The following is a 26,412-nucleotide window of genomic DNA, read 5'->3' on the forward strand; positions in this document are numbered from 1 at the left end:
CCTCCAGTGCCAAGATGATATTAAATGCCAAAACAGGCGAGCTGCAGGATGTAAGCTCTTCGGGTGAGAGCATGCGCGATATGTTATCAAGTGTTTTGGGCAGCAATATTAACAGCCTGTTACAGCAGGTGGGGCAGCCAAATCTGGCCGTCTCGGTTATCGCTGAAAAAGGATGGCAAACGCGTACCTGTTTGCGCGACATTACCGGTGTTGAACTTACCGTAACCAAAGTGACGGATAACCGGGTATGGGTTAGTTATCACGGCGGAGAACCGGGTAACCGGCTGGCAGGTGTAGCGATACTTGAGCGCGCTTCAGGCTGGATTATAAAACAGGTTCTGACCACCGAACTTGAGCATACGTTTGCCGGTAAAACCATAGGTATTCGTTCTACCCAAATAATGGCTCAGGTAGCGGATGCACAAGAAACCCACGTGCCCCGGTTGCGCTCTGACTGGGCGAACCGTTGGACCCCGCTATCCGGTGGCGAGCTGCCTGATAAAATAGTCAGTGTATCTGATGCCGATAAAATGTTCGGGCAGCCCCATGCAACCCTTGAGCAAGATGAAGATACGCTGAAGCTCTCCTTACGCCACCAGGTGTCTCACCCTGCTCGGACTGGCGTCGTTAAAATCTCCGACCCTGTGCTGTTTGATGCGCGAGGGGAAAAATTGACACCACCTATGCAGCTTGGCCGCGCCTATACCTATGGCGGGGATGAAGAGGATGCACTTACCGAAGCAACCTTACACTTTACAGCATTGGGCGACTTAACCCAGATAGCACGCCAGACTGCCAGCCTGCAGGCAACCGTCGCCTGGTACCCAGATGAGTCATTTATTATCAGACTTACACCGGATAAGCATCAGCAAGCACATTATCAAAAAAAGGGAGTCAACATACATTTTGGCCCAAGTGAGGACGCCGATGTGTACGAACTGACATTTGAAGGTAAGGCTACTGATCGAGTCAGCCCAAGACTGGCAGATGGCCAACCCTTTGACATTCAGTTCCGCGCCTATCCGGCAGCGCCTCAGTGGTTAACGGCGGAAGAGAGCCTGGTTCGGTACCGGGCCAGTCCCCGGCCTGAAGCACACCGGATGCTGATTCGTACCGATCGCGCGCCAGCGTATATTGATTTGGTCGTATCACGTTCGGCAGACGTAGCGGCCAGTTCCCGGCAACTAACATTTCGCACTGCCGATGCGCGCCGTATGGATCCTGCTGTAAAGCCCGAGGTGCAATACCTGTACGAAGGCACGCGCCAGCCAGCGCCGCTGCATGCACTTAAGCCTACCGGACTCGATCGCGGGCAGGTGCTGCTATCGATGCTACAAGCACAAATCGAAGCCTGTACTGCCAGCTTAACTTCATCAGCAGAAGAAGCAGGCACACCGTTGATATTTGCAGCCATCACGGACAACGATAGCTTTGCGCAACCAGCCATGTTGCAATTACAAACCGAAGACGGCGTCCGGCAGTTCTTTTATGACCTGGGCGAGCGTACCGTCGACCTATCCTGCACTTCGTCTGCCATGTGGCAGCCTGCCGAACTTATACTGGACGAGCAATCTCCATGGGTAGTAGCCACAGAAGACTTGCTAAATAAACACCACTTCAGCACCGTGGGTGAGCTATTGGCACACTACCGTATGCTTGATGCAAAAGGCCGCGTACTGAGCCTGCAAACGGTATCAGAAGGGGTAGCCTTAACCCCAAGCACTGCTTTAGATGCGGTAATCTTTCCCGATAATACTTTGCGGGTAGCCGGTGTGCCGACCACCATTGAGGTTATCGGCCATGATGATAAGCCAATTGAGCGGCAATTTAAGGTGACGCTCCCCCGCTTAGCCGAGGTCGGCGCGCAATGAGAGCCCTGGTACTTTTTCTTGCTTTGTTTGTAAGCGGGTATGCGCCGCTGTCCTACGCTGGTAAAGCATACCTGGATGTTAATTTGCGGCCTACTACGGTCGAGGTCAATCGAACTTACTATTACTCCACCGATATTAAGCCTGACGCCAATGGGGTATACACCATAGCGGTATATGATCAGCGCGATAAGCTGATTGTTACACTGCAAAGCACCACACTGACCATTGGCCGTGGCACCCTCACTGGCACTCAGCTGGCTGCTTATCGGCAACTGGGGCTACTATCGCGTATTGTCTATGCTTTTGGTGAAGGGTATACCGGCCAAATGGTCATGCGTAGCCCTCAAGGTTATTTACTGGAACGGGTACCCTATGTTGACGGTAAACAGCAAGGGGCACATGTGGAGTTTTATGAAAATGGCGCATTGCAGGCTTTCACCCCTTATGCCGCGAATAAAAAAGTCAGCACAGCACGGCGCTGGAGCCGGGCGGGCCAATTGGTACAAGAAACCAAGCGTACCGCACAGGGCGAATTTATAAGCCAGTCTGAGTGGACTGTTGAAGGCCGGCTGCGTCAGCAAACGGTACCGGTAGCGATTCCAGGCTATGCACCGGGCTTGAAGGAAACTACCTGGCAAAATGACCGCACCGTGACATTTATCGCCGCGGCCATAAGTGACCCTGATAATGGCTTTGTCCCCAATGCACGCCATCCATACAAACTGGTTAAAAAAGTCCGAGACGGCCATGTATTTGAGTTGGTAGAGGAAAATGGTTATGGCAACAATGGTGAACAGCGACTCATGTATGAGGACTGGTCTATTGTTAAGCATATGAAAGATGGTAAGCAGGATGGCCTTTATCGTGAACAAAGCGGTGGCAAGGTTACCAACCAGGGGCACTATAGAAACGGCGTGAAAGTCGGCGACTGGCAAGAAACAAACGGCGATGACCGGGTGATTTACGCAACCTATACCCAGCGTGGCCAACTTAATGGGCCTCGTAAGGTTTACGATGCCAGTAGCAATACCCTGTTAATTGAAGAGGTTTACCTGAATGGGAAGCTGCATGGGAAGTACGAGGAACATGCCGCCACGGGAGAACTTATCGCCCGTGGCCATTATCAGCAGGCCAGAAAAGAGGGCGCCTGGATAGAGCCGGAGCGCGATAATCGCTGGCAAGGCCATTATGATATGGGCAAAAAAACCGGCGCCTGGACGCGGGTTAATGGGCGCGGCTACACCACGGCCAACCTTCACTATGCGGCAGGGAAACTTCAGGGCAAACAGTATTTATTTGCCGACAATGGGGCGCTGACCCTCTTTGAACATTATCAACATGGTAAGCGCCATGGGCAGCGCGTGACGTATGAAAACGGGGTAGTGCAAACGGTTCAGCAATTTAAACAAGGCCAGCTTCAATAGCTTTGTCGAACCCACCCTTGGCCTCCGGCATAAGCGAAAGGCCGCTACCCAAGGTTAGCCACCTTAATACCGTGCTACACGAAACGTGCGGGGCAGCGTAGCTGGCGGTGACGAGAGCGGCCTGGGGCAACTGGGTAAGGCGGTGACATTCGCTCTTCGCCGGTTACATCGCCTGCCGTGTGCCCAATGATGCAGCCGCTACCGATGCAACAGATACCAATGCAACAGATAACGATGCAGCAGATACATAAGTAGGCTGCTTACTTAGCGATTCAGGTGGGCTCGTCTTTTGCGCCACAGACTATGCGTTCTTCGCCAAAATGGTAAACATTGTTAATTGCCACGTAGGTGCCAGACAATACGCCGGAGATAGGAAGCAGCATAAGACCACTGATAGAATAGAAGGTATTTGTGTCTTTGAAGCCATTGATGACCTTCAGGGTTTTACGGTCAGATGAAATCTCACAGCGAGTGATTTTCGCGGTGTCGGTTTCAGGGACCACTACACAGCCATGTAACAAACTTATAAAGAGAAAAAGTAAACCTGCTTGTTTCATCCTAAAAATCCTTTTGTTAGGTTAAGTGGTTTGATGGCGCTGCTTAGCGCTTAGCGCTTAGCGTGGCAATCTATGCAGCTTGCTCTGCCGATAGTATAGCGCACTCCAGTTAATATACCCGTGACAGTACGACACGTTGGTATGCCCGGCGCTTTAATCGCGTACAAAAGAACCCCCATGCACCCATCAGGCGACACGTTAGCGGCTGCAGAACTGATCGTTTACTGGCACTTTTCTGGCCAGCCAACTCATTGGTATTGTCCGGTTATCTGCCTGATATACAGGTAAATCGGCTATTTCATTGAGCTGCTTTATTGTTATCTGAAGCCTCGCAGGGAGAAACAATAAAACGGCGAGCATAGACTCAGGCCCCAAAGCCTGGCCAAATCAGGTATACCCGGTGAAACCGCTAACTATAGGTAACACCAATGGCGGTTTTTGCTTTGAACCGGGGCAGTATTATTTATGGCGGTGGCTATGCTGCTGCAACGTTGCTACACCTAACAACGCCAGGCCCAGAGCCAGCCCCCAGACTGGTGCGCCCAACTGAAACAAGCTCATACCCGATGCAGTGCACACCAGGGTGAGTAATGCGGGGTGACGCACAGCGTGATTATCCATGCTGCGCACCAATGCACTTTGCAACGTCGCTACCAACGCCAAGCCCGCCAGCAAATGTACGATAACCTCGGGCATGGCCACAAATATTTGTACCACCAGCGCGGCGGCGAAACCCATCAGCACATACACCACACCCGCCACAATGGCCGCGCGAAAGCGCTGCGACCGCTCGCTACCGGCACTCTCGCCCATACAGATGGCGGCGGTGATTGCCGCATAGTTATAGGAAAATCCGCCGAAGGGCGCGGTGACTATTTGCAGTACCGCTAACCCGCTAAGTACCACCTGATGACGGGGTTGATAGTTATGGGCTTTTAATATCGCCATGCCAGGTAGGTTCTGCGATAACTGAGTAATTAAAAACAACGGCAATGCCAGACTTACCGCCGCCGAGACCGAAAACGATGGTGTTACCCACACCGGCATTGCTACCGCCCACACCCAGGAGTGTGTATCCACACTGTCAAAACTAAGCCCGGTGACTATCGCCAGCGCCAGTAGGCACAGCATCATGTAGCGGGGGAAAAAATGATATCCCACGATATACGTTAGTAAAAACATCGCACTGATTAGCGGGTACTGGCTGACATCGGCAAAAATGTTCAAACATACTGGTAAGATTATACCGGCCAGCATAGCGGATGATATAGCATCAGGTATGGCGGAGATTTTTTGTTGCAGCCAGCGGCTTTGCGCTACCAACAGCGAGCATATCCCGGCAAGCAAAAACGCGCCAATAACTTCATTGAGGGGGTATCCGCCCACCGCGCCGATCAAAAACGCGGCGCCGGGGGTGGACCATGCAGTAACCACCGGTACTTTATACCACCATGAAAAAACGATACAACTTAGCCCCATCCCTATCCCCAGGGCGAGTAACCAACTGGTGATCATTGCTGGCGTCGCACCGGCAGTTTGCGCGGCTTGAATAACCAGTACCACTGCACTGCTGTAGCCTACTACGACGGCAGTCACCCCGGCAGTTACATGACTAAGCGATAACTGTTTTAACATAGCAGGAATTTCCGTTTGAACGTTGGCACGGGGCCGGGTTATCGGTAAGCTAAGATAAAGGCGTGCGTTATAGCGCACAAGCTTAGCCAAACATAGCACTGTGCGTTATAACGCACAAGGGAGGGCAGATGGAAAATTCGGCGTTACTGATGCAATGTATTGCCCAGCAACTTAACGCGCGACGCCGGGAACTAGGCTGGTCGTTGGATAAAACCGCCCAGGCTACCGGTGTATCAAAAGCCATGCTGGGCCAGATTGAACGTCAGGAGTCCAGCCCGACCATCGCTACCTTATGGAAGATCGCCACTGGCCTGCAGTGTTCGTTTTCTTCCTTTATTGGGGACGCCGAACATCCGCAACACAAAGGGGGGCAGGCGATGAATGCCGGATTTTGCCACGATGCCGACATGCTTGTTAACACCCTGTTTCGCTATAATCCCCAGACGGGCATGGAGGCATTTGAAATTACCTTAACGAATCGTCACGAGCAGCGGTCTACGGCGCATAGTCCGGGGGTAACCGAGCACCTGCATGTATTACAGGGGCTCCTGGCAGTACAACAAGGTGGCAGCTGGTATCAGGTTAAACCCACGGAACAATTTGTGCTACAGGCTGACCAACCCCATGCGTACCGCGATGAGCATGGCCTGACCCGGTTTATTGATATTATTACTTATCCGCGGTAGTTGATATCTGCGATAGTAAAAGGAGTATCAAACAGGCCGGCGCTTTTGTCAGGCTTCACAGTGTTCACTCATTAGGCCGTCAGTCCCAAACAGTAGTCCTTTACGACATAGTAAAAACATGTAAAACTAAATGATAATAATTACCATTTAGAGTTGTGGCGAAACTATCGCCCTTGTTTACCTATCAAAAGGACCTTTGCATGAAGAAGTATTCCCGTGCCTGGGCGCATCCTGCGCTGGCGTTGTTTTCTCTTAGTACCCTGTCTGGCGCCGTTATGGCACAGGTCAGCGATGAGGAAGAACTGGAGCATATTGAGATTAATCCGTTACAGGCTTATCGCAGTACTGCAACGAAGTCCTCATTACGTCCAATCGACTCACCGGTCAGTATCAGTGTTATCGATCAGGAGTTACTTCAATTACGCCAGGCCGACTCTGTAAACAAGGCACTTCGCTATACTTCTGGTGTTACCACGGAAAGCCGGCCCACCATTACTATTTTTGACCAGTTCACTATTCGGGGTTTTACTACCTATCAAACGTTTTACGATGGCTTGCCTTTACTGACTAACAATAGCTGGAACCTGTATCCCCAGGTTGATGCTTTTGCTACCGATGCGCTGGAAATACTAAAAGGGCCGGCGTCGTCATTGTATGGTCTGGTTCCCCCGGGCGGTATGGTAAACCAGGTGGCTAAATACCCCACAGATAGCAATGAAACACTGGTTCGTGCCACTGTTGGATCTGACAGTCTACTGGAGTTGGGTGTCGATACTACTGGGGCCCTGACAGATAATGCCCGTTACCGGGTGGTGGCGCTGGGGCGTACCCGTGATGGCTATCAGGATACTACTGAAACCGAACGGTATACCTTCGCACCCTCGGTAACGGTTGATTTAGGGGAGGCAACCGAGCTCACCTTATCGGCCTATTATCAGGACGATCCAGAAATGGTACCGTCAACACCCTTGCCAGGGGTAGGAACATTGTACGACGCGCCCTATGGTAAAATTGATGTGGCCACTTATGCTGGCGATCAAAACTGGAACAGCTTCTCGCGCGATGTCCTGATGTTGGGCTACAAATTAAACCATCAACTGGACGACAACTGGTCAGTATTGCAAAAATTCCGCTATACCGATGCTAACGCATTACAGCGAAATACCTATCATAATAGCCTGGGCGAAGACGGCATTACCCTGGCGCGTGCTGCTTATCAGACCGACGAGGAAATTGATGGCATTACTGTAGATACACAGCTGGCAGGTAAGTTGTTAAGTGGTAATTTTGAACACAATGTACTGTTTGGGGTGGACTATCAGGAGTCAGATTCCACCGTAGCCTACCGCGACACGCTGGGCACCGATACCCCGACACTAGACTTGAGCAACGTGAATAATGACCTGTTCGATGTGGCGGCGTTACCGTTGGCGTTTTATCAACAAGACCATGTTATTGATATCCGTCAATTAGGGTTTTATGCGCAAGATGAAATTCAGACAGGTAACTTTACCTTCTTGTTAAATGGGCGCCTTGACCAATACGACAGCACCGATGTGCAGAGCAATGTTTATGCTGGCACCGCCTATGGCAGCACAGCAGAGATTGACCAAAACGAGTTTTCTGGCCGTGCCGCAGCTATGTATTCCTTTGATTCAGGCTGGCGGGTTTATGCCAACTACTCTGAATCGTTTGAGCCTGTGGTAGGAATTGATTCAGTAACCGAAAAGACGTTTGAACCTACCACCGCAGAGCAGATAGAGGTAGGAACTAAATTCCAAAGCCAGGACGGCGCCACCACCTTTACCAGTGCCTATTTTGTTCTGACCAAAGAAAACGTAGTGGTTAACTCCCCCGATTTTATTTCAAAAACCCAAAACGGAGAAGTTGAATCCAAAGGGCTTGAGCTGGAACTTAATACTAAGATAAGCGATGCCTGGGTACTGCAAGCAAATGCTACCCTGCTGGACATGGAAGTAACGAAAAATCCCCAAGATTTGGACGTTGTAGGTAAAACACCGGTGTGGGCCGCCGAGGAAAGCGCTTCGTTATGGGCTAACTATTTCTTTGATAAGGCACTAAACGGCCTGATGGTGGGGGCGGGTGTACGGTATACCGGCGAGCAACAAGCTGATAAATACAACAGTGATGTCGTGCCATCCTACACCTTGGTAGATGTAGTACTGGCCTATGATATCCCCGACTATGACATGCGCCTGACCGGCAGTGTAAGTAATCTGACGGATAAAGAGTATGTGGGCGCCTGTTACGATACCAATAATTGTTGGTATGGGGCACAGCGGCGAATTGAAGTTGGCGTGCAAAAACGCTTCTAAGAACCGGCACGAGCCATGCCGGGCGAGCCCGGCATGGCGAGATGTTATTGATCGTCGTTTAACTTCAAAGTGGTACGGATATAATCCAGAAACTGACACAGTTCACCTGACATCAGGGCAAACTCGGCGTCGAGCCGGGCCATTACCTGGTCTTTGGGAATATCGTCGGTTTCTTCTTTTACCCGGTCAGTAAACTTAACCCGCTTAAATGACCCGTCTTCCGCAATTACCGCGGTTAATGATTCCTGCCACGCAAAACCCAGCTTTTGAACCTGTTTACCGGAGTCCAGGTGCAGTTTGATTTCTTCACTATCCAATGGTTGGTTTTTACAGCGAATAACACTTTCCAAATCATCGGTAGACTTCAGCTCAGCTTCTTCCAATAGCTCTATATTATCCGGCGCACCATCGGTAAGCCAATGTGTCAGCTCGCCTTGCAGGCTACGACGGGACAACGGCACTACCGGTAACGACGATATTGCTTTTCTAATCATCGCCATAAAGGCTTCAGCTTTACCATCAGAAGAGCTATCTATCACTACCATCTTGTCAGGCAGTGAAATAAACCCGTGGGTATAGCTATTTTTGGTAAATGCCTGGGGCAGCAACCGGGTCACGATTTCCTGCTTTAAATCAGACTGGGCTTTTTTGTTAACCGTAGAGCCGGTTTCCGCCTCAATTTGTGCAACTTTTTCTTCTAATTCGGCGTTTATCACGGCGGCAGGCAGGATTTTTTCCTGCTTTTTCAAAGTGATCCAATAGCGCTGCTGGACTTGGTGAAACATCATTGTGCTTTCACCGGCGGCCGATAGTGGCGGCACGAATCCCATAGTGTTTAAATCCTGACTTCCACAAGGGCGAAAGGTAAATTCGCTCAATGCGTTTTGCAGGTCATCATCGTCCAACGAAAGAGGTTGGGTAAGTTGGTAGGCTTTTATATTTTTAAACCACATTGCCAGATACTAAGTTATTCAGGATGGGCCGCAAGCGTACCAATCGGGACACGTCGGTGCAACGAACTTTAGTCTGGTTTTCTACCTTTGAGGATAAAATGCACCGGCAGTTTATTGATGGTGCGGAAAAGTTATATGGTAGCGCAACCCCTCGCCTGGGGCGCTGTCAGCCTTTATGGTACCGTCTAGCGTCTGGGTTACCAGGTTATACATAATATGGGTTCCCAGACCGCTGCCGCCCTTGTCCTGACGCGTGGTAAAAAAGGCATCAAATAATTTGTCTAACTGTGCTTCGGTCAGCCCTTTACCGTTGTCTTTATAGACTAAGGTGACATTAGTGTCGTCCACACTAACCTCCACCTCAATGCGCCCTTTGCGCATGGTTTCAAACCCATGAATTAACGAGTTGATAATCATGTTGGTCATGAGCTGGGCAATAACCCCGGGGGCGCAACGTACCACCAGGTCGAGGGGGCATTGAATGCTAATGGTATGCGCATTCTTTTTAAAATGGGGCGCCAAAGCCTGCACCACTTCGTCAAGGTACACCTTCAGATTAAACGTACGTTCGGCCTCGCTGGTCTGGTCTACCGAAATTTGTTTAAAACTGGCGATCAATTCGCCAGCCCGGTGTAAGTTAGACATAAGCAACGCAGAGGTCTGCTGGGCATCCTCAATAAACGCGTTCATCTGGCTGTTGGTCAGGCTTTTTTGCTCATAGCCTTTTTGTAAGGTGGCGATACGGTCTTGCAAAAAGCTGGCGGCGGTCACACTTACGCCCAGTGGGGTATTCACATCGTGGGTGATGCCTGCGACCAATCCCCCCAGCGACGCCATACGCTCAGACTCCACCAACTGATCTTTGGTTTGATCCAGTACTTCCATCGATCGGGCTAGCTCGGTATTCCGTTCGCGTAATTCATCTTCCACGCGTTTACGGTGCTCGTTTTCCTGGCGTAACTCGCGCTGGTTAGCAATCAGTTCATCTTTTTGCTGTTCTAAATCCAGCATAATTTGTGAAAGCGAGGCGGTTTTGCGGGCGACTTCCTGTTCCAGCAACAGATTTTGTTCATCTAACTGGCGATAAGCACGTTGTAACGCTTCCTGCGTGCCATGCAGTTTGTTTTGCGAAATAATAAGGTCATCAATGACCTGGTTGTAGGAATACTGTAACTGCCGCAGCTCATTATCGTCTTCAACAAAAACAGCAATTTTTGACTCGTGAGGGTGTTCTGCATCAAAGGCGCCCATCTGTTCTGTTATCTCAGCCAATGGCTCGGACAACATACGCCGAAACGCAGTCATAAATAAAAACACTAAAAACGTGGTTTTAATAATCGCGTTGCCCACCAAGAAGAACACGCCTACTTCAATCCGCCCGAAGATAATATCGAAACTGGAGTAGAGGGTGACGTCTCCAACATGGGAGGCACGCCCGGAAAATTCGAAAATCAGAGGAAAACTATAGCCGAATATCCCGCCTGTATGGTCTTGCATCACACCGCTTTGCACAGGCGTGCTTACCTGTTCGCTGGTGTTCCCCAAATTAGCAATATATTCGCCCATTTCATCACGAATCTGGACGCCTTCGATAATCGGTAGCTCTAGCAGGCCTTCGGCGATAGAGGTGGCCTGGGGCGTATTGAGCTCCCAGATGGCCCGGGTGAGGCTGGTGGAAAAGGTGTTTTTAAGGGTTTTGAGTTCGCTTTCAATATGATTTTTGGTACTCAGATACTCAGTAAATATCTGGCCAATAGTAACAATGACGGTAAGGATGAAGTACACCGACAGTACACGGGTTAATAGTTTTCTTGATAATCCCGTTTTTACTGTGGTCATTGGCTGGGCAAATCCATTTTACTCAAAAACGCATTTATTAAATCAAGAATATGCGTAAAAGCGTGTTTTCACAAGCCTCTTTGCGTTAAGCTTCATTTGCAACGGTTTGGTCAAAAACCTGACACATTAGTGTAATGCATTTAATAAAACTGTCACAGATTCAATCAATAATAGCGGCGTTTTGATATGAGCAGGAAACAATCTATGTCTCGAACAGTCTTGTTAGTGGAAGACGAAGCGCCAATTCGCGAAATGCTGAAGTTTGTGCTTGAACAGTCTGGTTTTACCACGGTGGAAGCCGAAGATTATGACGTCGCCCAGGAAAAAATTTGTGAGCCTTATCCAGATTTGATCCTGCTTGACTGGATGTTGCCCGGTGGCAGTGGTGTGCAATTGGCAAAAAGCCTTAAGCAGCACGAGTTTACCCGTGATATCCCGGTTATCATGTTAACCGCTCGTGGTGAAGAAGAAGACAAAATTCGCGGGTTGGATGCCGGTGCTGATGATTATGTCACCAAGCCCTTTTCTCCGAAGGAACTGATTGCCCGGATTAAAGCAGTAATGCGTCGGGTAACACCTACCTCCAGTGAAGAGCCTATTGAGTTTAACGGCCTTAAGCTGGAACCGATTTCGCATCGGGTTACGGCGAATGAAGAACCGCTTGATATGGGGCCTACGGAATTTAAGCTGCTACACTTCTTTATGACCCATCCTGAACGGGTCTACAGCCGAGAATTGTTGCTGGATAATGTCTGGGGGACCAACGTGTATGTTGAAGATCGCACTGTTGATGTGCATATACGGCGATTACGCAAAGCAATCTCAAAGCATAACCACGATGCCATGATTCAAACGGTTCGCGGCGCAGGTTACCGGTTCTCTACCAAGCATTAATAGCCGAAGCTTGCTGGGTAGCGCACCCACAGGCTTTGCCTTAACGTTTCTAATTGCCGCTCACAGGAGCTTGCAACGCGACTATGTACTATCCCTTTTCATGGTTGAGAAGTCTGACCAACCTGACGCTTTACCTATTGGTATTTGCAGTTATCGGGTGGTATCTGGATGATATGCTGCTGGCGATAACGCTGGGCACAGTAGGGTTGCTGGCGGTTAATTACTGGCAACTGTTTAAGTTGAATCGTTGGTTATGGCATAGCCGGAAAATGTCGCCTCCCACCGTCACCGGTGTTTGGGAGCACATTTATGAAGGTATTTATTACCTGCAACGCCGCAACCGGAATAAGCGCAAAGAGCTGGGTGAGTTGGTTAAGCGCTTTCGTGAAGGCTCAGAAGCACTTCCTGATGCCGCTGTGGTGGTTGATGCCAAAGCATGTATCATTTGGTGTAATCGCCTGGCCCGCTTAGATCTGGGCCTGAAGTGGCCAACCGATGCCGGCCGCCGGCTGGATAACCTGATACGCCACCCGCAATTTATCGAATACTTTCATGCGGGAAACTTCGACCATCCCATTGATGTCCCCTCACCAACTAATCCTAATAAAACCTTTGAATACCGGATCATGCCCTATGGCGAGGAGCATTTGCTATTGATTGCCCGAGACATTACCCGTGTCTCCCAGCTTGAAGCGATGCGTAAGGACTTTGTGGCAAATGTTTCCCATGAATTACGGACACCGCTAACGGTGATCAATGGTTATCTGGAGATACTACCGGTAGATGAAGCGCAAAACCCGTTTATGGGGAAAGCCTTTCGGGAAATGAGTGCGCAAACCCAGCGGATGCAGAACCTGATTGAAGATTTGCTGGTGCTATCGCGTATTGAGGCCAGCTCCGAACGCATTTATGAACACGTGGTTGATATTCCGGCAATGCTGGCGCAACTTGGCCGTGAAGCACAGGCCCTGAACAAAGAGAAACAGCACACCATCCGGTTCCATATTAACAAGCAGCTGAAGGTATATGGCGTAGAAACAGAATTACGCAGTGCCTGCTCAAACCTGGTATTTAATGCCGTACATTACACCCCTGCAGGGGGGGCTATTGATGTGTACTGGGATACTCAGGATGAGGGCGCGCGGTTTGCCGTAGTGGACAACGGCGAGGGAATTTCGCAGAATCATTTGTCTCGGCTTACTGAACGCTTTTATCGGGTAGACAAAGCCCGCTCGCGTAAAACCGGCGGTTCAGGATTGGGTTTATCAATTGTAAAGCATGTGCTTAGTCACCATAACTCCCAATTGGATATCGCCAGTACATTAGGCGAAGGTAGCGAGTTCTCATTTGTACTGGACCCGGAATTAATAGCGGATATCTGATGTTTAAATGTGTCGTACTGTGCTTGTTAGGATGCGTGTCACTGCCACTGATAGCAGCCACCCCCCCGGTGCCGGATTACGAGCGCCAGCCAGGAGTAGCGGGTAAGATTACGTCAGTCGGCTCGGATACGCTGGCTAATCTGATGACCTTCTGGTCTCAGGAATTCAAAGCATTATACCCGCAGGTTAAGTTTCAGATTCAGGCATCGGGGTCTTCTACTGCGCCTCCTGCGCTGACAGAAGGTACCGCCACGCTTGGCCCGATGAGCCGCGAACTTAAACCCAGCGAGGTGCGCGAATTTGTGCGCGAATACGGTTATCCGCCTACGGTATTGCGGGTGGCCATGGATGCCATTGCAATATTTGTAGAGCGGCGCAATCCCTTAACCGGGCTTACGTTAAGCGATGTGGACGCATTATTTTCGCAAACCCGGTTTTGTGGCTCGAACGCATCAATAACCCAGTGGAGTCAGCTGGGTGTCAGCGCGCCCCTTGCTCATGCGCCGGTGCGCTTGTTTGGCCGGAACTCGGTTTCAGGCACCTACGGCTTGTTTAAGGTAATGGCGCTGTGCGATGGGGATTTCAAACCAACGGTAAATGAGCAGCCCGGTTCGGCTTCTGTGGTGTTATCGGTAGCTTCAAGCCGCAATGGCATGGGCTATGCCGCCTATGGTTACAAAACGGCCGGCGTAAAAGCGTTGGCTATTGGCGCCGACCGCAGCGCGCTGATACCTTTGACCATGAAAACTGTACGCGATGAAACCTATCCATATGCCCGCTACCTATACCTGGTAATAAATAAAGCGCCGAATCAGCCGTTACCTACCTTAGAGCGCGAATTTCTTCGCTACATATTGTCGCGCCAAGGCCAGCAACAGGTTCAGCGCGATGGCTATTTCCCGGTACGCGAAGATGTGCTGTTACGCCAGCGTCGCTTACTGGATGGCGGGAATACGTTGTAATGCTTGGCCGGTCCTGGAAGCAGTGGATTTTAGACAACCTGCTAAAAGGGGTAAGTGCTGCGGCTATCCACCGTACGTTGATGGAGCAGGGGTTTACCCATGCGGCGGTGCAACCTTACTTAGGTAAGAATTTACCCGCTGATTTTAGCTATCCGCAGGATGCGGCGTTTTTCCAGCGGCTAACTAAGCCTGCTTTTGTAGAGTCAGGCTCGCCGAAGGTGCATGATCACAGCAGCGCCACGGCGAGCTTGTTTACACTGGATAACGTGCTTGACGCGCAGCAGTGTCAGCAGTTGTGCACGCTTATTCGCCAACATTTGCGGCCTTCCGATATTTCAACCGCTGCGCCAGGCAGTGGCCAATCCTTCAGAACCTCCAGCACTTGCGATTTGACGAAAGTGGATAGCGCGGTCGCTCAGCAAATTGACAATACGATAGCAGCGTTGTTTGGCCCCCGGTTTGGTGCCGGCGAACCGATTCAGGCCCAGCACTATGCCGTCGGGCAGCAATTCAAATCCCACACCGATTATTTCGAGCCAGGCACGCAGGAATATCAGCGCTTCGCCCGAGTCCTGGGCCAGCGTACCTGGACGTGTATGATTTACCTAAATACGGTGGAAGCAGGCGGCGCGACAGAGTTTGAACGACTGCATCAGTCTTTTGTACCGCAACGCGGGAGGGCGGTTATGTGGAATAATTTGCAACCGGATGGGCAGGTGAATCCCGCTACCCTGCATCGGGCCCATCGTGTCACAAAAGGGCAAAAGTACGTTATTACAAAATGGTTTCGAACGTCTTAATAAAACTGGTCAAACCTCAATATGGTTCCGCTAAGTACATAAAAAATAAATAAAATAATTTCCCTTAGCACAAAGTTCATTTTTAAATATAAAACTTTTGTGACACCTAAACTATGTAACAAAAGTGTCATCATCCTTCGGTAGTCTTCCTCTGTCTTTTTTACAATTACAAAATTCTGTACGGAGAAACGAATGGCTATCAAGCACGTATTTAAAGCGTCAGCGATTGCAACGGCTCTGATTCTTGCCGGTTGTGGTGGTGATATTAATATTAATGAAGGTGACGTTACTAACGAAGGTGACTCGGTATCCAATCCTACGCCCACCCCAACACCGACCCCTACGCCAACGCCAACGCCTTCAGGCCCTTCCAGTGCCTTTGATCAAGGCCTGGCTACGGATGTTTCAGCAGACTTCCCGGCAATCACCGATAAGCCCGTTTACCGTTTAGCAGACGATGTTGAGTTCAACGAAGATGTCACCTTGTCAGCCAGTGCGCACTGGGTGCTTAGCGGCCGTACTGCCGTGGGCGGTGACAATGAAAACTCAGCCGTACTTTATATTGAAGCAGGCACAACCCTGTTTGGTCAGGCCGGTGAAGATTTCCTGGTAGTTCGTCGGGGTTCACAAATCGAAGCAGTAGGTACTGCCGAAGCGCCTATCACCATGACATCGGTGCAAGATGTAACAGGTGAAGAAACGGACATCGGTCAGTGGGGCGGTTTAGTGCTTCTGGGCCGCGCACCGGCTAACTCGTGCGGCGACCAGGTAGGGGAAACCACCGAAGATGAACTGAATAGCTGCGGTGTATCGGCAGAAGGTGATGCCGGACAGTTTGGTGGTAATACGCCGGAAGATAGTTCAGGTACCTTACAGTATGTGGTAGTTAAACACGCTGGCCGTACTTTAGGTAACGGTGATGAGCTAAACGGAATCAGCTTTGCAGGCGTGGGCTCTGGCACCACGGTAGACCATATTCAGGTTCACCAAAACCTGGACGACGGTATAGAGTTTTTCGGTGGTACGGTTGATGTAAGCCATGTGGTGCTAACTGAAATCGGTGATGATTCACTGGACTGGTCTTTTGGCTGGACTGGCTCTGCTCAGTACGTCTACATTGAACAAAACAGTGCGAATGGCGATAACGCTATTGAAGCGGATAACAGTGAATTTGACGCCCTGGCGACCCCATTAACGCAACCTAAAATCTCCAACGTAACAATTGTGGGTGCTGAAGGAGTCAACGGTGCCCGCCTGCGTGCCGGTACTGCGGGTAACATCATGAACATGGTCATCACTGGCCCCCAAAGCTATGCCAACTGTTTACGGGTAAACGGTGATGAGTCTGCGGCAAATGCTGTCGACGGTACGTTAACTATCACTAACTCGATTGTTGCGTGTACTGATTCTGCGGCTAACTTCAATGACCAGGTAATCGGCGATGGCACTACGCAAACCTGGTTTGAAGGACAAACCGGCAACCAGACCTTGACCCCTGCTGATTTAGGCTTGAGTGAAGATGGCTATACACCCGCTTCTGGTTCAGTTTTGCTAAGCAGTGGCGGCGATGCTTCTGCCTTGTATGACGGTTTTGAAGCAGCTCAGTACGTAGGTGCGTTTGACGGTTCAACCAACTGGATGGATGGCTGGACTGTAGGAGTAGGTGATGGTTTTCCTACTGATATCGAAAACGCGCAGGAGCAAGGTTTTGCTACTGATGTTTCAGCCGATTTCCCGGAGCTTACCGATAAGCCGGTTTATTTGCTTGAGGCCGACGTTGAATTTAATGCTGACGTTACCCTGACCAATGATGCGCACTGGGTATTGAGTGGCCGCACCGCGGTAGGTGGGGACAACGAAAATTCTGCAACATTATATATTCAAAAAGGCACCACGATTATCGGCCAGGCCGGTGAAGACTTCCTGGTAGTACGTCGTGGCTCTCAGATACACGCGCTGGGCAGCCGTTCGTTACCTATCACCATGACTTCTATTCAAGATGTTACCGGACAGGAAACCGGCATTGGACAATGGGGCGGCCTGGTATTACTTGGTCGTGCGCCAGCTAACTCGTGTGGCGATCAGGTGGGTGAAACCACCGAATCTGAGTTAGCCAGCTGTGGCGTCTCTGCCGAAGGGGATGCTGGTCAGTTCGGTGGCAACATGCCAGAAGATAATTCCGGGATTCTTAACTACGTTATTGTTAAACAGGCTGGACGTACGCTGGGTAACGGTGATGAATTGAATGGCATCAGCTTTGCGGGTGTGGGCTCAGGTACTAAAGTGGATTACATCCAGGTTCATCAGAACCTTGACGATGGTATCGAGTTCTTTGGCGGCACGGTGAGCGTGAAACACGTGGTATTAACGGCGAATGGTGATGACTCGTTTGACTGGTCATTTGGTTGGACGGGTAACGCGCAATACGTTTTGATCAAACAAGATGCTGCCGACGCTGACAACGCTTTTGAAGCTGATAACAGTGAGTTTGATGCTGCCGCCACACCGCTAACCAACCCTACCGTGGCGAATGTTACGGTAATTGGCGCAGACCAGGCCAATGGTGTCCGCCTGCGTGCTGGCACAGCCGGTACTATGGCTAACTTTGTTATTACCGGACCAGACACTTATGCCAACTGTTTGCGTGTTAATAGCAGCGAGTCTCAGGCATTGGCAGATGCGGGCGACCTGATCATGACCAACTCTGTCGTAGCCTGCGCCGAGGCAAATAACTTTGCTGATGATGAAGCCACCCCTGACTTTACGCAGACATGGTTTACCGCCCAGGATTCTAACGCGGTATTAGCCGCTGATGCATTAGGACTGGCTGATAATGGCTATCAGCCTGCGGAAGGTTCGCCGTTACTAGAAGGTGGTGCAGACCTGTCGGGTGACAACGACTTCTTCGAAGCGGTGAGCTTTAAAGGTGCTATGGACGACTCGAATAACTGGACTGAAGGCTGGGTTACGGTTGGGCTTGAATAAGCTCAACTGATAACACGGGATAATACTTAGGCGCCTTCTGGCGCCTAAGCTGTTAGAAGAAGAATGACCAGTTAGCGTCTTTACGGAGTTTTACAATAATGAATTTCACAAACCGTTCGACACCATCCAAATCGAAGCTTTGTACCGCAGTGTCTGCGGCACTTCTGGCGGGGACATTTGTCGGCCAGGTGGCGGTCGCGCAGGAGCAGGAACAGGCTCAAGCGGATGATCAGGAAGTGATCGAAGAGGTTGTAGCAACCGGCACCCGTTTAAAAGGGACGGCTGCAGCCGTTATGCAGGAACGCCAAAATCAAGCGTTTGTTGCTGATATCATGGGGGCAGAACAAATCTCCCGTACCGGTGATGGTGATGCCGCTTCTGCATTACGTCGGGTAACTGGCCTGACATTGGTTGATGGTAAGTTTATTTATGTCCGTGGCCTGGGCGAACGTTATTCAAGTACCCAGCTAAATGGCATGGGCGTACCCAGCCCGGATCCTACCCGCTCAGTGGTACCGTTGGATTTGTTTCCTGCCGATATCATTGAAAGCCTGAATGTCCAAAAGTCATTTTCGCCAGATATGCCCGCTCACTTTGGGGGCGGTAATGTCGATATTCGGACTAAATCCATTCCTTCAGAATTTATCTTTAAGGTATCAGGCGGACTGGGATGGAATTCGAATAATTCGGATCAAGGTTACTTTTACAGCGGCGGCTCAGATGATTGGTCAGGACGCGATGATGGCACCCGTGCTCTATCTTCGCTGATTCAGAACAACCTTGATCAAGCTCAGGTTGATGATGGTATTGAAGGTTCAGGTGCATACCCGCTTACCCTGGAACAGCGGCAGGATATGCTAGGTTCGATGTTCTGGGATATCGGCCCCGATCCGAAAGATGTAGACCCGGACTTTAATATTGGGGCTACGTTAGGCAATCGCTTTATTACTGATTATGGTGAAATCGGTTTTCTATCAACGGTTTCATACGAAAATGAGTGGTCGGTAGGCCGGGAAAGCACCGGAACCAATCTGGGAACGGTAGGCTGTTCTGATTTACCGGACAACAAAAAGGCCAATGGTAAATGTTTTGGTCAGTCATACGATGGTGTTGAAACAGAGCAGGGCGTGAGCTGGAGCGGCATGTTTAACGTCGGTTATGAATACAATAGTAACCATAAACTTGAGCTCACAAATGTCATTTTGCATGACATGAATGACCGTGTTCGGGTGCGTGACTTCGTAGACGTGAATGAAACCATATTCGGTACGCGTGAGTTATCGCGGGTGGATATGTTATTTGAAGAACGTCGCATGACGTCGAACCAAATTAAAGGCACACATAACTTTCCGGAACTCAACTTTTTGTATTTTGATTGGTACGCCGGCACCAGCCGGGCCAATCGTTCCGCGCCGGGAAGTTTGTCGGCCACCTACCAGATGAATTACAGCGATGGTGAATTGGTCTCTCAGCAGTTACAAGATGTCTCGGCGACCAATGTTATCCGCCAGTATCAAAATCTGCGAGATGCCTCTGACACATGGGGCTGGAACCTAGGCTATCCGGTTATGCTTGAGGGCATTGATCTGGAAATCAAAGCTGGCGCAGACTTTTTTGAAAAGGCCCGTAAAGCCGAGAATATTTCAATTCAGGTTCCGCACCGGGCTATCGCAGATGACTTCCTGTTTGGCGACCAGATTGATGACATCTTTGCCGCGGATAACCTGCAAAATGATGCCTTCTATAATAGCTCGACAGGCGCCGGTATTTTGCAGTCTGGTATGGCGGATGGCGATGAATATGCGGCCGGTACCAAGGTTGATGCTTACTACCTGATGGCGGATGCGTTTTTTGATAATACCTGGCGTTTCTCCGGCGGTGTTCGTTACGAAGACTTCCGCCAGATCTCAGTGCCTTTCGAAGCCCACGCAAATAGTTTTTCTGTAGATTTGGAAGAGATTGCCCAACTCGCTTTCCAAGAAGATGACTTCTTCCCCTCACTGGCTGTTACTTACATCATGGACGAAGAAATGCAGTTTCGTTTCAACGTCAGTGAGTCTGCCATACGGCCGGATATGCGCGATATCAGCACGACTTTCTTTATTGACCCGCTTACCGAGTTCCTGGTACGGGGGTCGCCTTTGCTGAAAAGCTCTAAACTACGCAACGTCGATTTTCGCTGGGAATGGTACCGCGAGGCAGGGAATAACCTGTCAGCTGCGCTGTTCTATAAAGATATCGACAATCCCATTGAGTTGGTTGAACTGGGAACCGTAGGGGGCGCCGCGCCTAACCTGCTGACAGCTAATGGTGAGTCGGGTGAGCTGTATGGGGTGGAAATTGAGTTCTTGCAGGACTTGGGGATTGTGGATGAACGTCTGTCGGACTTTTTCCTGACCGGCAATATGACCATGTCTGACTCTGAAGTTGTTATCGGGGCTGCTGATGATGATGTTACGACATTATTTGAAGAACAATTACTAGATGCCCTTAACGCTACCAGCGCCTCCAACATTGTTACCAACAATACACGGCGCCTGGTTGGCCACTCTGAGTGGGTACTTAACCTGCAGTTAGGTTATGACTCACCCAACGGTGAACACTCAGCCACCATGGTATATAACGCCTTTGGTCCACGTATTATCGTGCCGGGTACGCGTGGTAACGAAGACGCCGAAGAGGAAACCTTTCACTCTATCGACTTCAATTACTCCTATTACCCTGACTTTAATTCGCAAATTAAATTTAGCGTACAAAACCTGCTAAATCAGGAAAAACAAATTACCCAGGAAGGGCTTGATTTGCTACGTGAAGAACGTGGCGTGGAGTTCGGACTGAGTTACAGCTACACATTTTAGAACATCCCTGAGAGCCGCATTCTGCGGCTCTTTTTGTATGTGTAGACGATAGACGTAATCTCATCAGTATATGACAGTTATGTAATAAAACTGTCACAGAAAACTCCTATCCTACGCCCAGATTTTAATGGTCGGTGAGAACCGATTTCTTTTAAACAAAAAGGTTTGAATGTATGAAGCTTTTCAACTCCTTGCTACTGGCAAGTGCCATGATGGCCTCGTCTGCCATGGCGCAAGACGATGAAGTCTTAAAACCCGTAGTTGATGAAGCGGCCAAAATTAACGAGTCGGCGGCTAAATCTCAGGAAAAAATCAACAACATTACTGATCAAATCGATAGCAAACTTCAGCAGTTCAAAACACTGAATAAAGAAATCGAGGGTCTGGAAGTTTACAACGCCCAGCTGCGTAAACAGATAGACAACCAAAAACAGGAAATGGACAACCTGAATAGCTCAATTGATGAAGTGTCAGTGATTGAGCGTCAGATTACCCCGTTGATGATTCGCATGATTGACGGCCTGGAACAGTTTGTGGCGTTGGATGTGCCTTTTTTGGCTGAAGAGCGCGCGAACCGAATTACCGATTTAAAAGACATGATGGATCGCGCGGACGTTGCGGCATCGGAAAAATTCCGCCGGGTGATGGAAGCCTATCAGGTCGAAATGGAATATGGCCGTACCTTAGAAGCGTACAACGGCATTCATGAAATTGAAGGGCAGGAGCGCGATGTCGAGTTTTTACGCCTGGGCCGTACAGCATTAATTTACCAAACCCGCGATGCCAGCCGTCAGGGTGTATGGAATAAGCAAACTCGTCAGTGGGAAGAGCTGGACAGCAGCTACCGTACGCAAATTACCAAAGGCTTAAGAATGGCCAAGAAACAACTTGCGCCTGACTTGTTAATGATGCCAGTGGCTATCACGGACTAAGAGGTTAATGACCATGTTTAAACAAATGAAAAAAATTGCGATTGGTCTGGCCGCCGTCAGTATCAGTTTTGGCGCTATGGCGCAAAACGACCGTGCTCTGGACCTGGATGCTCTGCTAAAGCAGCTTGAAGAAGGCCAGTTTGCGCAGTCAGAACAAAATAAACAGCGCGAGCAGGACTTCATGCAGCAGCGGGCTCAGCAAGATCAAGTGCTGGAGCAAACCCGTCAGCGCCGTGACAACATGTTGGCGCAGTCAGAAAAACTGGAAACCCAATTTGAAGAAAACGAATTCAAGTTGGCAGATCTTAATGGTGCGCTGGATAACCGGATGGGCTCTCTCAAAGAGCTGTTTGGGGTATTACAGCAAGTGGCTGGCGACACCAAAAGTAAATTTCAGAACTCGGTTATCTCTGCCCAAATCCCTGGGCGGGCAAAGTTTTTAGATAACATGGCGCAGGAAATGGGCAAAAGCTCCAAACTCGCGTCTATTGATGAAATTGAGCGCGTATGGTTTGAAATTCAGCGTGAAATGACCGAGTCAGGCAAAGTCACCAAATTTGAAACCTCGGTAGTTGAAGCCGGTGGAGAAAAAGCCAGTAAAGAAGTGGTCAGAGTAGGCCCATTTGCGCTGGTGGCTGATGGCAAGTATCTGGACTATAACGGCGTTACCGGCACGGTAGCCGAACTTATTCGCCAGCCAGCAGACCGTTACGGCGACTCTGCTGCCTCTTTGCAGGCATCAAGCGGTGAACTGGTTGAGTTTGGTATCGATCCTACCGGTGGCTCTATTTTAGGTCTGCTGGTTCAGGCGCCGACGCTTAAAGAGCGTGTAGAGCAAGGCGGTGAAGTGGGCTATATCATCCTGATTGTCGGTGCAATTGGCTTGCTACTGGCACTGGAACGCTTAATTTCACTGACTATCATCCACTCTAAAGTGAAGAAACAGCTGAAATCGAAAGAAATCAAAACAAACAACCCATTGGGCCGGGTACTTAAAGTACGTGAAAACTACCCACATGCTGATACCGAAGCATTGGAGTTACATCTTACTGAAGCCATTTTGGGTGAAGTGCCTAAGCTGGGCCGCAACCTGACGATTATTAAAATTATCTCGGTAGTCGCGCCGCTAATGGGTCTGCTTGGTACTGTTACCGGCATGATCAATACCTTCCAGGCGATTACCCTGTTTGGTACGGGCGATCCGAAATTGATGGCAGGTGGTATTTCTACCGCGCTGGTCACTACTGTACTGGGCTTGGTTGTTGCCATCCCAATGACCCTGCTTTATGCAATGCTAAATACCCGTAGCAAAAACATTGTGTATATATTGCAGGAACAGGCTTCTGGTGTAATCGCCGAGCGCGCTGAGCGGAGCTAATCATGTTTGAGTTTCTCGAAGCAATTCGCGATTTCACAGAAACAGGTGGCCAGGTTCTCCTGGTCATCGGCCTGCTGATATTCGTTATGTGGCTTTTGATCCTCGAACGTGCGATGTACATCCTGGTTTGGCACAAGGACAAAAAGAAACAGGCAGTGAACGAATGGCAAGCGCGCGCTGACCGTTCATCCTGGCACGCCGAGCAGGTAAGACAAAAAATGATTTCATCGCTTTCAATCCAGCTTAACGGCAGCATTCCGATTATCCAGGCCCTGGTTGCCTTGTGTCCGCTGCTGGGATTGCTAGGAACGGTAACCGGTATGATCGAGGTTTTCGACGTTATGGCTATCTCAGGCTCAGGAAACGCCCGCTCAATGGCATCGGGTGTCTCTAAAGCTACTATTCCTACTATGGCAGGTATGGTTGGCGCTTTGTCTGGGGTTTTTGCCTCGACCTGGCTTAACCGTAAAGCGAAATCTGAACGCACGCATCTCGAGGATGCAATACTCATTGAGCGTAATGCCAGTTAGGGCGTTAAGTTAAGGTACAAATTATGAAGCAGCATTTTCAAAACCTGGTAGACGAAGAAGAAGCCCAAATCGATATGACGCCCATGCTGGACGTTGTTTTCATCATGCTTATTTTCTTCATCGTAACGGCGTCGTTTGTAAAAGAAGCCGGGATTGATGTAAACCGGCCAGAAGCCGCCACGGCGGTCAAAAAGGATCGGGCAAATGTGCTGATCGCGATTTCTGATACAGGTGAGATCTGGATAAACAAACGTCGGGTGGATGAACGCGCAGTACAGGCCAATATTGAACGCCTGCATGCGGAGAATCCACAAGGGACTGTGGTTATTCAGGCCGATAAAAAAGCCACCACAGAAACATTAATCAAGGTGATGGATGCATCCCGCGCGGCGGGTGTGTACGACGTGTCGATCGCAGCACAAGAGCAATAAGTCATGCCACGATTTATTATCGCATTTTTCGTTTCCTTGGCGATTACGCTGGGCCTGTTCTTCTTGATGCAGTCATTGATCAAGATGGGCGGCAGTGCCCTGACGGAGCCGCCGCAAGGAAGTGTACTCGACTTTGTTCGGGTCAAGCAGGAAGAGACGGTAGAACAAAAAGATCGCAAGCCGCGCAAGCCGCCTAAGCCGCAGGAGCAACCGCCGCAAATGCAGCCGCAGCAAATGGATTCACCGTCGCCTGATGCGGAAGGTACTTCCATGGACTTTAGTGCGGATGTGGGAGGTGATGTGGCCTTAGATGGCGGCCTGGCGCTTGAATCAGGTGATGGCGAATACCTGCCCATTGTGAAGGTTTCTCCGGTGTATCCGCGTCGCGCCTTGCAACGGGGTATTGAAGGTTTTGTCATTGTAGAGTTTACCGTTACCAAGCAAGGTACAGTACGCGATCCGATTGTGGTTGAAGCCAATCCTGAGGGCATATTTGAGCAAGCCGCGATAGATGCCGCAATGAAGTTCAAATACAAGCCGCGCGTTGTGAACGGTGAAGCCACCTCGGTATCCGGTGTGCAAAACCGTATTAGTTTCCAGATTGACGGGTAATTCGATATGCCAATAAAATTATCTAAACACCTGTTAGCCGCACTAACTGTGATGGCAGTATCCACGGTGGTAGCAGTACCCACTGGGCTGATTGCTCACGATGCCGTGGCGCAAACTAAGGCCAGTGATAAGCCAACCCGCAAAGTGCCCACGCTGCGTTCAAAAGTCTATGAGCAACTGTCCCGCGCGCAAACAGCCGCTGATGAAGGCAAGATTGCCGAAGCGGTGAGTATTCTGGCTGAAGTTGAAGACAAAAAAGATTCGATGAACAGCTATGAACGCGCCATGATGTACAACTTTTATGGTTTTATTTATTACAACGATGAACAGTATGAAGAAGCGCTTGACGCGTTTGGTCAGGTAGTAGAGCAGCAACCTATACCGCGTAAATTTGAGATGTCGACGCTGTTTTCGCTGGCCCAGCTGCACCTGATGCAAGGTAATTATGAGCAAACCATTACCTATCTGGAACGTTGGGAAGCCTTAAACGAAGGTGATATTCCACCAAAGAATCTGGTGATCAAGGCGCAAGCTTATTATCAGGATAAACAGTATCAAAAAGCGGCTGAATTTATTGATAATGCGGTAGCGGCCCATGAAGCCCAGGGCATGATACCGGATGAAGGCTGGTTAATATTACAGCGCGCGGTGTATTACGAGCTGAAAAACCCACAGAAAGTAAAAAACGTCCTGGTTAAGCTGGTTAAACTGTTTAATGAGCCTAAGTACTGGATACAGTTAGCGGGTATGTATGGAGAGCTGGGCGAAGAGCGCAAGCAGTTGGCGATTATGGAGTCTGCGTATCAGCAGGGCTATATCGACAATGCCGCGGATATTTTTAACCTGGCGCAGCTGTATTACTATCACCGGGCGCCTTATAAAGGTGCCCTGTTGATGGAACAGGCGTTAAACGACGGGACATTGGAAAAAAACTTACGTAACTGGCGTTTTCTGGGCCAAAGCTGGCAATTAGCCAAAGAAAACGAAAAAGCCATTCCGGCACTAACCGAGGCGGCGGCTTTGTCTGAAGACGGCGAGCTGGATGCTCAATTAGCGCAGATTTACCTCAATGCAAATAAATGGGACCAGGCAATTGCTGCCGCGGATAAGGCAATGGCAAAAGGCCAGTTACGAAATCCTGGTTTAGCACATTTGATTAAAGGCATGGCACTGTATAACCAAAAACAGTACGCCAAAGCGCTAAATCAGCTGGCGGAAGCTGAAAAGCATCCTAAGAGCCGGGGCATGGCGCAGCAATGGTCGAAATTTGTCGAATCGGAAAAGATCAGTCAGGAACGACTCGATGCTGAAATGTCTTCATAGCGGTAGTTGGCTGTAAGCACAATG

20 protein-coding genes are annotated in these 26,412 nt (G+C 49.8%); 16 read left to right on the top strand and 4 right to left on the bottom strand.

Annotated features, from left to right (window positions below):
- Window positions 1-71 precede the first annotated feature (71 nt).
- Complete coding sequence (locus D0Y50_RS02920) at window positions 72-1,871, top strand: hypothetical protein (RefSeq protein WP_147318220.1); 1,800 nt, start codon at window positions 72-74, stop codon at window positions 1,869-1,871.
- Window positions 1,868-3,295 (top strand): toxin-antitoxin system YwqK family antitoxin, encoded by a 1,428-nt coding sequence (locus D0Y50_RS02925; protein WP_117315418.1) that lies wholly within the window; start codon window positions 1,868-1,870, stop codon window positions 3,293-3,295. The genes D0Y50_RS02920 and D0Y50_RS02925 overlap by 4 nt, the downstream gene beginning before the upstream one ends.
- Before the next feature lie 272 nt (window positions 3,296-3,567).
- Here the strand turns inward: D0Y50_RS02925 and D0Y50_RS02930 are convergent, their stop codons facing one another.
- Together D0Y50_RS02930 and D0Y50_RS02935 are read right to left on the bottom strand one after the other, a co-directional pair.
- Complete coding sequence (locus D0Y50_RS02930; protein WP_108565472.1) at window positions 3,568-3,852, bottom strand: hypothetical protein; 285 nt, start codon at window positions 3,850-3,852, stop codon at window positions 3,568-3,570.
- A 459-nt stretch (window positions 3,853-4,311) separates the two neighbouring features.
- Window positions 4,312-5,487, bottom strand: coding sequence for a benzoate/H(+) symporter BenE family transporter (locus D0Y50_RS02935; RefSeq protein WP_117315420.1), 1,176 nt, complete (start codon window positions 5,485-5,487; stop codon window positions 4,312-4,314).
- Window positions 5,488-5,615: 128 nt separating this feature from the next.
- Here D0Y50_RS02935 and D0Y50_RS02940 point away from each other — a divergent pair, with 128 nt between their 5' ends.
- Complete coding sequence (locus D0Y50_RS02940; protein ID WP_108565470.1) at window positions 5,616-6,173, top strand: helix-turn-helix domain-containing protein; 558 nt, start codon at window positions 5,616-5,618, stop codon at window positions 6,171-6,173.
- A 275-nt stretch (window positions 6,174-6,448) separates the two neighbouring features.
- Window positions 6,449-8,509 carry a TonB-dependent siderophore receptor gene (locus D0Y50_RS02945; protein WP_408640688.1) on the top strand — a complete coding sequence of 687 codons (2,061 nt, stop codon included), beginning with the start codon at window positions 6,449-6,451 and terminating at the stop codon, window positions 8,507-8,509.
- Between the two features lie 44 nt (window positions 8,510-8,553).
- Here D0Y50_RS02945 and rdgC read toward each other — a convergent pair whose 3' ends face one another.
- A complete protein-coding gene (rdgC, locus tag D0Y50_RS02950; protein ID WP_108565468.1) occupies window positions 8,554-9,462 on the bottom strand; it encodes a recombination-associated protein RdgC in 909 nt (302 codons plus the stop codon).
- A gap of 111 nt (window positions 9,463-9,573) precedes the next feature.
- Window positions 9,574-11,301, bottom strand: coding sequence for a sensor histidine kinase (locus D0Y50_RS02955; protein WP_117315423.1), 1,728 nt, complete (start codon window positions 11,299-11,301; stop codon window positions 9,574-9,576).
- Between the two features lie 204 nt (window positions 11,302-11,505).
- Here D0Y50_RS02955 and phoB point away from each other — a divergent pair, with 204 nt between their 5' ends.
- The 12 genes from phoB to D0Y50_RS03015 all read left to right on the top strand — a co-directional run bounded on the left by phoB (window position 11,506) and on the right by D0Y50_RS03015 (window position 26,388).
- Window positions 11,506-12,195, top strand: coding sequence for a phosphate regulon transcriptional regulator PhoB (gene phoB, locus D0Y50_RS02960; protein WP_108565466.1), 690 nt, complete (start codon window positions 11,506-11,508; stop codon window positions 12,193-12,195).
- An 83-nt stretch (window positions 12,196-12,278) separates the two neighbouring features.
- The gene (phoR, locus tag D0Y50_RS02965) at window positions 12,279-13,577 is read left to right on the top strand and encodes a phosphate regulon sensor histidine kinase PhoR (protein WP_117315425.1); all 1,299 of its coding nucleotides are present in this window, start codon (window positions 12,279-12,281) and stop codon (window positions 13,575-13,577) included.
- Complete coding sequence (locus D0Y50_RS02970; RefSeq protein WP_117315427.1) at window positions 13,577-14,539, top strand: PstS family phosphate ABC transporter substrate-binding protein; 963 nt, start codon at window positions 13,577-13,579, stop codon at window positions 14,537-14,539. The genes phoR and D0Y50_RS02970 overlap by 1 nt, the downstream gene beginning before the upstream one ends.
- Window positions 14,539-15,339 carry a prolyl hydroxylase family protein gene (locus D0Y50_RS02975; RefSeq protein WP_218023554.1) on the top strand — a complete coding sequence of 267 codons (801 nt, stop codon included), beginning with the start codon at window positions 14,539-14,541 and terminating at the stop codon, window positions 15,337-15,339. The genes D0Y50_RS02970 and D0Y50_RS02975 overlap by 1 nt, the downstream gene beginning before the upstream one ends.
- A gap of 192 nt (window positions 15,340-15,531) precedes the next feature.
- On the top strand, window positions 15,532-18,324 hold the full coding sequence (locus tag D0Y50_RS02980) for a hypothetical protein (RefSeq protein WP_117315429.1): 2,793 nt from the start codon (window positions 15,532-15,534) through the stop codon (window positions 18,322-18,324).
- Between the two features lie 98 nt (window positions 18,325-18,422).
- Window positions 18,423-21,182: a TonB-dependent receptor domain-containing protein gene (locus D0Y50_RS02985; protein ID WP_117315431.1), complete on the top strand. Its 2,760-nt coding sequence runs from the start codon at window positions 18,423-18,425 to the stop codon at window positions 21,180-21,182.
- 173 nt (window positions 21,183-21,355) lie between these two features.
- A complete protein-coding gene (locus D0Y50_RS02990) occupies window positions 21,356-22,114 on the top strand; it encodes a DUF3450 domain-containing protein (RefSeq protein WP_108565461.1) in 759 nt (252 codons plus the stop codon).
- Window positions 22,115-22,127: 13 nt separating this feature from the next.
- Window positions 22,128-23,492 carry a MotA/TolQ/ExbB proton channel family protein gene (locus tag D0Y50_RS02995; RefSeq protein ID WP_108565460.1) on the top strand — a complete coding sequence of 455 codons (1,365 nt, stop codon included), beginning with the start codon at window positions 22,128-22,130 and terminating at the stop codon, window positions 23,490-23,492.
- 2 nt (window positions 23,493-23,494) lie between these two features.
- A complete protein-coding gene (locus tag D0Y50_RS03000; RefSeq protein ID WP_108565459.1) occupies window positions 23,495-24,022 on the top strand; it encodes a MotA/TolQ/ExbB proton channel family protein in 528 nt (175 codons plus the stop codon).
- 23 nt (window positions 24,023-24,045) lie between these two features.
- Window positions 24,046-24,453: an ExbD/TolR family protein gene (locus D0Y50_RS03005; RefSeq protein WP_108565458.1), complete on the top strand. Its 408-nt coding sequence runs from the start codon at window positions 24,046-24,048 to the stop codon at window positions 24,451-24,453.
- A gap of 3 nt (window positions 24,454-24,456) precedes the next feature.
- Window positions 24,457-25,065, top strand: coding sequence for an energy transducer TonB (locus D0Y50_RS03010; protein ID WP_108565457.1), 609 nt, complete (start codon window positions 24,457-24,459; stop codon window positions 25,063-25,065).
- Window positions 25,066-25,071: 6 nt separating this feature from the next.
- On the top strand, window positions 25,072-26,388 hold the full coding sequence (locus tag D0Y50_RS03015; protein ID WP_117315434.1) for a tetratricopeptide repeat protein: 1,317 nt from the start codon (window positions 25,072-25,074) through the stop codon (window positions 26,386-26,388).
- The last annotated feature ends 24 nt before the right edge of the window (window positions 26,389-26,412 follow it).

The sequence above is a fragment of the Salinimonas sediminis genome (genome assembly GCF_003429285.1).
Lineage (GTDB): Bacteria > Pseudomonadota > Gammaproteobacteria > Enterobacterales > Alteromonadaceae > Alteromonas > Alteromonas indica.